At 63.4% G+C, this 8,436-nt stretch carries 8 protein-coding genes; 3 read left to right on the top strand and 5 right to left on the bottom strand.

Annotation, left to right across the window (positions count from 1 at the left end; genetic code table 11):
• Nucleotides 1-241: 241 nt before the first annotated feature.
• From cyoD to WCB02_RS22870, 4 genes are read right to left on the bottom strand one after another with little or no spacing between them, the layout of a single operon-like run.
• Complete coding sequence (gene cyoD / locus WCB02_RS22855) at nucleotides 242-634, bottom strand: cytochrome o ubiquinol oxidase subunit IV (RefSeq protein WP_423961678.1); 393 nt, start codon at nucleotides 632-634, stop codon at nucleotides 242-244.
• Nucleotides 631-1,281 carry a cytochrome (ubi)quinol oxidase subunit III gene (locus WCB02_RS22860; RefSeq protein WP_423961680.1) on the bottom strand — a complete coding sequence of 217 codons (651 nt, stop codon included), beginning with the start codon at nucleotides 1,279-1,281 and terminating at the stop codon, nucleotides 631-633. The genes cyoD and WCB02_RS22860 overlap by 4 nt, the downstream gene beginning before the upstream one ends.
• Nucleotides 1,281-3,281: a cytochrome o ubiquinol oxidase subunit I gene (cyoB, locus tag WCB02_RS22865; protein ID WP_423961683.1), complete on the bottom strand. Its 2,001-nt coding sequence runs from the start codon at nucleotides 3,279-3,281 to the stop codon at nucleotides 1,281-1,283. Before cyoB ends, WCB02_RS22860 begins: the two co-directional genes overlap by 1 nt.
• Nucleotides 3,271-4,104, bottom strand: coding sequence for a cytochrome ubiquinol oxidase subunit II (locus WCB02_RS22870; RefSeq protein ID WP_423961685.1), 834 nt, complete (start codon nucleotides 4,102-4,104; stop codon nucleotides 3,271-3,273). Before WCB02_RS22870 ends, cyoB begins: the two co-directional genes overlap by 11 nt.
• Before the next feature lie 530 nt (nucleotides 4,105-4,634).
• Between WCB02_RS22870 and WCB02_RS22875 the strand changes: the two genes are divergently transcribed.
• The 3 genes from WCB02_RS22875 (at nucleotide 4,635) to WCB02_RS22885 (ending at nucleotide 7,715) form a co-directional block, all read left to right on the top strand.
• Nucleotides 4,635-4,886 carry a hypothetical protein gene (locus WCB02_RS22875; RefSeq protein WP_423961687.1) on the top strand — a complete coding sequence of 84 codons (252 nt, stop codon included), beginning with the start codon at nucleotides 4,635-4,637 and terminating at the stop codon, nucleotides 4,884-4,886.
• Between the two features lie 158 nt (nucleotides 4,887-5,044).
• A complete protein-coding gene (locus WCB02_RS22880; RefSeq protein WP_423961688.1) occupies nucleotides 5,045-6,076 on the top strand; it encodes an SDR family NAD(P)-dependent oxidoreductase in 1,032 nt (343 codons plus the stop codon).
• A 160-nt stretch (nucleotides 6,077-6,236) separates the two neighbouring features.
• Entirely contained in the window at nucleotides 6,237-7,715 is a 1,479-nt protein-coding gene (locus WCB02_RS22885; RefSeq protein WP_423961691.1) for an MFS transporter, read from the top strand.
• A 45-nt stretch (nucleotides 7,716-7,760) separates the two neighbouring features.
• Here WCB02_RS22885 and WCB02_RS22890 read toward each other — a convergent pair.
• Nucleotides 7,761-8,436: efflux RND transporter periplasmic adaptor subunit (locus WCB02_RS22890; RefSeq protein WP_423961692.1), on the bottom strand; the 676-nt coding region annotated here is incomplete at its 5' end.

The raw sequence follows: 8,436 nt of genomic DNA on the forward strand, positions 1-8,436 counted from the left end.
GCGCTGCGATCGGCACCGCGGGCGCCATTGCAACCGCGCCCTTCCGCAGCTCCTACGGCTATGACGGCCCGAACGGCTATGCCTGCCAGCCAGGCACCTGGTTCAGGGGCGAAGACGGCCGTCGCCATATCTGCCAGTAAGGCGTCTCGTCCAAGAACATCAAAAGAACCTCAAAAGAGGCGGCCGCCCGGCCGCCTCTTTCATTTGCTGATCGATGCCCGCGGCGCCGACGGTGCAGCGCTCAGCGCTGCATCTGCATGAGCTGGTCCATCGGCATCATGTTGTGATTGAGGTGGTCCATGATCCACAGCGAGCCGCCGACCACGAAGAACACCACCATCAGTCCGAAGGCGAGCGCCATCACGTTGTTGGTATTGTCCGGACCCGTGGTGATATGCAGGAAAAACACCAGGTGCACGCCCATCTGCGCGATCGCCAGCACCACGATCGCGACGGGAATGCTGGGCTGCCAGACCAGATTCGTGCCGGCGATGAAGAACGAGGTCGCCGTCAGCAGGATGGCGAGACCGAGGCCGGTAACATATCCGAGCAGCCGCGGACCGACGCGGACTTCCTCCTCGTCGCCGGGAGCAACATCGCTGCGACCATGCAATTGGTGGCTCTGCTCGCTCATGCGGCTCTCCCGAGAAGATAGACGATCGAAAATACCGCGACCCAGATGATATCGAGCGCGTGCCAGAACAGCGCGAAGCAGAGAAAACGCCGCTGGATGTCGGCACGAAAGCCTTTCGCGTAAACCTGCGCCATCATGGTGAGAAGCCAGAGGATACCGGCCGAGACATGCATGCCGTGGCATCCGACCAGGGTGAAGAAGGCCGACAGAAACGCGCTTCGGCTGGGGCCGGCGCCGCTTACGACGAAACCGGCGAACTCGCGCCCCTCCAGCGCCAGAAACCCCAGGCCGAGCACGGCGGTCACCGCCATCGCGACCTGGAACCAGCGTTCGTTGCGCACGTCCGCGGCGATGCTGGCGAGGCCGCAGGTGAAGCTCGACAACAGCAGGCAGCCGGTCTCGATCGCGACGCTCCTCAGGTCGAACAGGTCAGCGGCCTTCGGTCCGCCGGCGGTCTGCCCCGACAGCACCGCATAGGCCGCGAAGAAACACGAGAACATCACGAAATCGCTGAGCAGGAAGATCCAGAAGCCGTAGCCGGTCACGATCCGTTTCGACGCCGGGCCCTGGTGTGCGATCGCGGCTTGCTCCATGCCGCGCAACTGATGCGGGTCGCCATGCGCGTATGCCATCGTCGTGTCGGCCATCACGCGCCCCCCGCGTAGCCGAGCGCAGCGCGCCGTTCCGCCAGATTGGCGCGATCGAGCCGGCCGACTTCGGCAGCCGAGATCACGTACTCATCATGGTCGCGCCAGGCAAAGACCACGAAAGTGACGAACGCGCCGATCCCGCCGAGCGCGACCATCCACCAGATGTGCCAGATCAGGGCGAAGCCCATGATGGTCGCGAAGAACGCGCACACGAAACCGGTCGGCGAGTTGCGGGGCATTTCCACGTCGTGGTATTCCGGCTCACGCTGCTCGAGGCCTTGCTGCCTGGCGCGATTCTTCAGGCTCCAATAGGCGTCCTCTCCGCTGACGTCGGGCAACACCGCGAAATTGAAAACCGGCGGCGGCGACGCGGTCGCCCATTCCAGCGACCGGCCGTCCCAGGGGTCGCCGGTGTGGTCGCGCAATTCGTCGCGATGACGGATGCTGACGACGAGCTGCGCAATCTGAAAAATGATCCCGATCAGAATCAGAATCGCGCCGAAGCCGGCCACCAGCAGCCACGGACGCCATTCCGCGATATCGTAATGCTGCATGCGCCGCGTCATCCCGAGAAATCCAAGCACATAGAGCGGCATGAACGCGACATAGAAGCCGACGATCCAGAACCAGAATGCGGCCTTGCCCAGCCCCTCATGCAGGCGGAAGCCGAACGCCTTCGGAAACCAGTAGTTATAGCCGGCGAACGCGCCGAACAGCACGCCGCCGATGATCACGTTGTGGAAATGGGCGACCAGGAACAGGCTGTTGTGCATCAGGAAGTCGGCAGGCGGCACCGCCAGAAGCACGCCGGTCAGGCCGCCGATCAGGAAAGTCACCATGAATCCGAGGCTCCACAGCATCGGCGTCGTGAAGCGCACGCGCCCGCCATACATCGTGAACAGCCAATTGTAGATCTTCACTCCGGTCGGCACCGCGATGATCATGCTGGCGATGCCGAAGATGGCATTGACGTCGGCCCCCGCCCCCATGGTGAAGAAGTGATGCAGCCACACCATGAAGGAGATCACGCAGATCGCCATGGTGGCCAGCACCATCGAGCGATAGCCGAACAGCGGCTTGCCGGAGAAGGTCGAGACCACCTCCGAGAAGATCCCGAACGCCGGCAGGATCAGGATGTAGACTTCCGGATGGCCCCACGCCCAGATCAGGTTCATGAACATCATGACGTTGCCGCCGGCTTCGTTGGTGAAGAAATGGAAGCCGAAATAGCGATCGAGGATCAACATCGCGAGCGTTGCGGTCAGGATCGGAAATGCCGCGACGATCAGGAGATTGGACGCCAGCGTCGTCCAGCAGAACATCGGCATGCGCAGATAGGTCATGCCCTTGGTGCGCAGTTTCAGGACGGTGGTGACGAGATTGATGCCGGCAACCAGCGTCCCCACGCCTGAAATTTCCAGCGACCACACATAATAGTCGACGCCGACGCCGGGCGAATAGGTCATTTCCGACAGCGGCGGATAGGGCAGCCAGCCAGTGCGCGCAAATTCGCCGACCACCAGCGAGATGTTGACCAGCAGCGCGCCGGTCGCGGTGAGCCAGAAACCGACCGAGTTCAGCGTCGGAAACGCCACGTCACGCACGCCGAGTTGCAGGGGCACCACCAGATTCATCAGTCCGATCACGAATGGCATCGCCACGAAGAAGATCATGATGGTGCCGTGTGCGGAAAAGATCTGGTCATAGTGCTCGGGCGGCAGAAAGCCCTGCGCATGAAAGGCCACCGCCTGCTGCGCGCGCATCATGATGGCATCGGAAAATCCCCGCAGCAGCATCACCATCGCCAGCAGGGTATACATCACCCCGATCCGCTTGTGATCGACGCTGGTGATCCATTCGCGCCAGAGATAGGGCAAGTGCCCCTTCGCGATGACCCAGCCGAGTACTGCGAGGATAGCAACCAGCACGACGGCGCCCGCGACCAGCGGAATTGGCTGATGGAGCGGAATGGCAGACAGGCTCAACTTACCGAACATTGCTCGCTCCGCTCTCCGGTCTGGCCAGATTGGTGGTCAAACGGGGCCCCGGCCCTGGCGGAATGCGCTGGGTCGCGATCGCCTGGAACAGCTCCGGATCGTCGAGCCGGTATTTGGTCTTGGTCGTCTCGATCGATTGCTCGGAGAGCTTGCGATAGACATCGGCATTCAGCGCTTGACCGCTGCGCTCGGTGCTGCTGGCCCAGTCGGAAAACTGCGGTTGGGACATCACCTGGACGTCGAACAGCATGTCGGGAAAGCCGTCGCCGGAAAAATGCGACGACAAGCCTTGATAGTTGCCGACTTCATCGGCGCGGAGCTCGAGCCGGGTGACCATGCCGTTCATGGTGTAGATCATGCTGCCCAGCTGCGGGACGAAGAACGCGTTCATCACGCTGCCCGACGTCAGCTGCAAGTGCAGCGGCGATCCGACCGGGACGACCAGTTCATTGACGGTAGCGACGCGCTGGTCCGGATAGATGAACAGCCATTTCCAATCGAGCGACACGACCTCGACCGTCACGCCGGCCCCCGTGCCTTCGACGGGATGCGCCGGGTCGAGCTGGTGCGCGCCGATCCAGGCGACGCCGCCCAGCAGAATGACGGTCAATGCCGGAATCGACCAGACTACGAGTTCGAGACGTCCGGAATAGGCCCAGTCCGGCCAGTAGGTCGCGCGGTCGTTGGATTGCCGAAACCAGAAAGCGAAGGCGAAAATCGCAACGATCGTCGGCAACACGATCGCCAGCATGATCGCGATCGAGTCGAGCAGGATCGTTTTATCGGCCGCGGCGATTGGACCTTGAGGGTCGAGGATGTTCATCGATCCAGAATCTCAGGACGCTCGCGGCGCGACAAGTTCCGACGACAATCGCGGCGCAGGACTTAAGTTCCAGGCTGTTCCAGGCGGAACCCTACGCTTCGCGTCGATGCGGGCGCAAAACAGGAAAACTTGATCTGGAAAATCGGCTGCAGCCGTCGCGACGATTCGCAACCCGCGCTAGAATAGCGATTTAAGATTCAGATAGTCGCGGCCGCCATCGCGCGAACCCCGGCCACCCAGCCGAGTGAGGCCCAACGAGTTCGCCCCGGCGAAAGAGCCCCAGAGGCTCGATTGGCAGAGGCTCGATTGGCATTGGCACGAGGGTCCGCTGAACGCGGGGCCGCGCCGCAATGCCGACACCGCAATGAAGTTCGCCTCGGTGGCGCATCACATGCGTGATGCGAAGCGCGAGGACGATGCGGCGGTCCTCCGATCACGTCAGCAGGCGCACCGGTAGCAGCGTCCAACAGGAACGCTTGTCAATGCCGTGAGTTGCTCCGTCGCATCATTCAACCGAAGGAGTCCTTTTCATGAAGAAAACCGGAACAGCGATCGCCGTGCTCGTCGCCGCTGGCCTTGCGGGCGCGCCGCTTGCTGCGCAAGCGAAGTCGCACAAGCACACCAGGTCCCATTCGTCGATGACGACGGGCTCCAACATGTCCCATTCATCGATGACGACGGGCTCCAACATGAAGTCCAACAGTTCGGCCAACCCGTCGAGCGAGGGCAATGTCGGACCCGGTACCAACAACAACAATGGTCCAACCCCCGGTGGCAGGTGACGGTCCGCGCCGTGGTCGGATGCACGATGCCAAGCTCGAGAAGCCCCGCAGCGGGGCTTCTTTTTTTGCCGTCAGTGGCGACCCGCTGACGCGGATGCGCGCCGGCAGGAACGTCTGACAGGTCTCCTGGTTGACGATGATCAACACGGGAGCCATTGATGGCAGACTACGATTCAGCGCGGCGTGGCGTGCTCAAGGGTGCGGCGGCGGCCACCGCCTTTGCGGCGATCAGCAAGGCGGCCGCACAGCAGCGATCCGACACCGATCCCCGCGAACTCAATGGCCAGCCCGTTCCGGAGCCGCCCGCCGAAAGGAGCGCGGGTCCGATCCGCCCGGGGCGCGGTTCGATGCTGAGCGACAAGGTCGCCGTGGTCACGGGCGCCGCACGGGGCATCGGTCGCGCCATTGCGGTTGAGATGGCCGCGAACGGCGCCGACGTCGTGGCGATCGATATCGCGGGTCCGGTCTCCACCGCGTCGAATGCCGTACCCGCCACGCCGGAAGAACTCGACGAAACGGTGCGCCAGATCCGCAGCTATGGACGGCGCGGCGAAGCCATCAAGGCCGATGTCCGGGACATTGCCGCCTTGCGCGCCGCCGCCGATGCGATCGAGCAGACCTTCGGCAGGATCGACATCGTGGTGGCGGACGCCGCAATCCAGCGCTGGGTGCCGCTGTTGGAGATGCAGGATGCGGACTGGCGCGACGTCATCGACAACAATCTGAACGGCACCGCCAATACGGTGAGGGCTTTCGCGCCAAAGATGGTGGCCCGCAAGAAGGGGCGCTTCATCCTGCTGTCCTCGATGCAGGGCAAGCACGGCACCAAGGATGCATCGAGCTACTCGGCGTCGAAATGGGGCATTCTCGGCCTGATGAAGTCGGCGGCGATGGAACTCGGCGAGCACAACATCACGGTGAACGCGCTGATCCCCGGTCTGGTCGATACGGCGCTCACGCGCTACGAGAAGCGGCTCAGCGAATCGATCGGCGAGACCGGCCGCAAGGATGAGCAGCCCTCGCCGCAGCAGGCATGGGATATCCGCGCCCCGACCGTGCCGCTCAAGGTCGGCTGGCTGCAGCCGGACGACATTTCGCCGGCCGCGGTCTTTCTCGCCTCGGACGCGGCCAACATGGTGACCGGCGCCGAATATGAAGTCACCGGCGGCGACAGCGCCAAGGACATTTGAAGGACATTTGACAGGGATATTCAAAACATGGGCTCTGCGCCGGATGGCAGCGGGACACCTTCCGGGACACGTCGGCTCAACGGATTCTCGTGATGTGGCGCGAACCCGATCGGCAGGCGCGCGTTGAGTACGGTCGTCATCAGCTCGCTCGACACGACCCATGTCCCCGCGTCGACGCCAGCTCAACCCGCGAATCCCGATGCAGGACTCCTCCCCACCCGCCGGCGCCGTGCAAACCGACATCCCGTTTCGGCTCGATCGGCTGCCATGGAGCCGCTTTCATGTTCTCGTGGTGCTTGGTCTCGGCATCACCTGGATTCTCGATGGGCTCGAAGTCACCATCGTCGGCTCGCTCGGACCCGCGCTGCAAAGCACGAGCACCCTTCATTTGTCGAGCTCCAATCTCGGCGCGATCGCCTCCTTTTATGTGGTCGGTGCGGTCATCGGCGCGCTTGGCTTCGGCTGGATCACCGACCGCTTCGGACGGCGGCTGGTGTTCTATGTCACGCTGCTGATCTATCTGTGCGGCGTGCTGCTCAGCGCTTTCGCCTGGGACTTCTGGAGTTTCGCGATCTTTCGGCTCATCACCGGTCTTGGCATCGGCGGCGAATACGCCGCCGTCAACTCGGCGATCGACGAGCTGATTCCGGCCAAGTATCGCGGCCGGGTCGATCTGATCGTCAACGGCAGCTTCTGGCTCGGCGCGGCCTGCGGCGCGCTGGCCGCTCCCGTGCTGCTCGACCCGAACCTGTTCGCTGCCAACGTCGGCTGGCGGCTCGGCTTCGGCATCGGCGCGGTCCTCGGTACCAGCATCCTGCTGTTGCGGCGCTTCGTCCCGGAAAGCCCGCGCTGGCTGGTCACGCATTGTCGCGACAAGGACGCGGAAACGACGGTTCGCGAGATTGAGGCGCGCGTCGAGCGGGACACCGCGGCCAAGCTGCCGCAGCCCCGGCAAAGCCTGACCGTTCATCCGCGCAAATCGTTCGGGCTCGAACTGATCTTTGCCGCGATGCTGGGCAAATATCGCGAACGCAGCATTCTCGCGCTGACGCTGATGATCGCGCAGTCATTCCTCTACAACTCGGTATTTTTCACCTTCGGCCTGATCCTCGCGCATTTCTACCAGGTGCCGCAGCAGCGCATCGGCTATTACGTGCTGCCGCTGGCGATCGGCAATTTCTGCGGGCCGCTGCTGCTCGGTTCGCTGTTCGATACCGTGGGCCGCCGCACGATGATCGCCGGCACTTTCGCGCTCAGCGGCGTGCTGCTGTTCGCGACCGCCGTCCTGTTTGGAAGCGGCCTGCTCACCGCCACGACCCAGACCATCGCCTGGGTCGCGATCTTCTTCTTTGCTTCGGCAGCCGCGAGCTCGGCCTATCTGACGGCAAGCGAGATCTTTCCCTTGGAAACGCGGGCGCTGGCGATCGCCTGCTTCTATGCCATCGGCACGGCGGCCGGGGGCAGCATCGCGCCATCCGTGTTCGGATGGCTGATCGAATCCGGCTCGGCGTGGCATGTCAGCGCCGGCTACATGCTCGCAGCGCTGCTTCTGCTCGTTGCGGCTGGCGTCGAATTCAAGTTCGGCATCGACGCGGAGGGCAAATCGCTCGAAAGCATCGCCGATCCGCTGTCGAGCTGAGCCACGATGTCGAGCTGAGCCAGGCAAAGCGCAGGCGCGCAAACCTTACTTGGGTTGAGCGTTCTGCCCGTCGGAGGCCACCTGCTGGCGATTTGCGCCATCGCCTGGCTGGTTGATGCGGACCTTCTGGCCCTCATGCGTCGTCGTGGGGGGATTCAGCACCACCTGGTCGCCGCCATTGAGCCCGCTCGCCAGTTCGAGGCTCTCGCCGCGGTCGCGGTAAATCACCACCTGCTGCAGGTGGATCTTGCCGTCCCGGACCGTCGCGACGCGCAGCCCCTGCTGATTGAAGACCAGGGCCTCGGCCGGGATCTCGACATTGGGATGTTCCCGCGGCACGTCGATTTCGACATTGACGAAGATGCCGGCCTTCAGGGCATGATCGGGATTTCTGACATCGACCTGCACCGGCAGGGTGCGGCTCGCCGCCAGCAGCGCGCCGGCATTGCGCGCGACGGTGCCGGAGAAGGTGCGGTCGGGCAGTTCAAAGACATTCACCTTGGCCTGCAACCCGTCCTTGATGCCCGCGGCCTGGGTCTGGGGCACGTTGACGGCGACACGCAACACATCGTCCTTGACGATGGAAAACATCGGCGTGCCGCTGCCGTTGTCGGCATTCACGAGATCGCCGACGTCGATATTCCGCGCGCTGATCACGCCATCGAACGGCGCGCGCACCTCCTCGAAGCCCGTCAGCGTTCTGAGGCGATTGACGGTCGCC

It is taken from the genome of Bradyrhizobium sp. (assembly GCF_049581145.1).
Classification (GTDB): Bacteria; Pseudomonadota; Alphaproteobacteria; order Rhizobiales; family Xanthobacteraceae; genus Bradyrhizobium.

Bases quoted from the DNA above. Each gene is read 5' to 3' on its own strand.
- cyoD (WP_423961678.1), bottom strand. From the start codon at position 634: ATGAGCGAGCAGAGCCACCAATTGCATGGTCGCAGCGATGTTGCTCCC.
- WCB02_RS22860 (WP_423961680.1), bottom strand. From the start codon at position 1,281: ATGGCCGACACGACGATGGCATACGCGCATGGCGACCCGCATCAGTTG.
- cyoB (WP_423961683.1), bottom strand. From the start codon at position 3,281: ATGTTCGGTAAGTTGAGCCTGTCTGCCATTCCGCTCCATCAGCCAATT.
- WCB02_RS22870 (WP_423961685.1), bottom strand. From the start codon at position 4,104: ATGAACATCCTCGACCCTCAAGGTCCAATCGCCGCGGCCGATAAAACG.
- WCB02_RS22875 (WP_423961687.1), top strand. From the start codon at position 4,635: ATGAAGAAAACCGGAACAGCGATCGCCGTGCTCGTCGCCGCTGGCCTT.
- WCB02_RS22880 (WP_423961688.1), top strand. From the start codon at position 5,045: ATGGCAGACTACGATTCAGCGCGGCGTGGCGTGCTCAAGGGTGCGGCG.
- WCB02_RS22885 (WP_423961691.1), top strand. From the start codon at position 6,237: ATGTCCCCGCGTCGACGCCAGCTCAACCCGCGAATCCCGATGCAGGAC.